Here is a 473-nt window from a genome sequence, read left to right as displayed (position 1 = left end):
CCCTTCAAGGCCGGCCCGATCGGCAATGCGCAGACCGGGCCGCAAACAGTGGGCGATCTGGAGGCGCCCACGATCCAGGTGCCGGGCTCGACCATCGCTGCCAAGGACATCGCCAGCCAGACGATGGTGCAGGGGGCGCTCGTAACCGGCCTGCCGGTGTTCATCCAGCACTATCCCGGCACGGTGGCGATCGGCGACACGATCACGCTCTATGCCTATCTGGCGGGCAAGGATGCGCTGACGGGGGCTGTGGTGAAGAACATCTGCACGGTGGATCTCATCGTCGCTAATGGCGATCCGATCCTCAAGGGCGATCCGCAGCCGATCGTCGTGCCGCAGGCCTATCTGGCGGGCTACGGCCCGTCCGGTTCGGAGGCGCAGCCGCAGCCGGGTACGCTGCAGATGAACTACAAGGTCACCCAGGGCGGCGGCAGCACATGGTCCAAACTCGCGACGCCGGACGGCACCGCGAC

Annotated in this window: 1 protein-coding gene; it reads left to right on the top strand. The window is 66.8% G+C overall.

The window, feature by feature from the left end; all coding sequences use genetic code 11:
• A partial coding sequence (locus C5748_RS28425; RefSeq protein ID WP_158259953.1) for a hypothetical protein occupies positions 1-473 on the top strand: 473 nt, incomplete at both ends.

Origin of the sequence: Phyllobacterium phragmitis, assembly GCF_002980495.1 — a bacterium.
Taxonomy (GTDB): domain Bacteria; phylum Pseudomonadota; class Alphaproteobacteria; order Rhizobiales; family Rhizobiaceae; genus Paramesorhizobium; species Paramesorhizobium phragmitis.
Note: the sequence above shows the minus strand (reverse complement) of the source record. Positions and strands in the feature narration are given on the sequence as shown.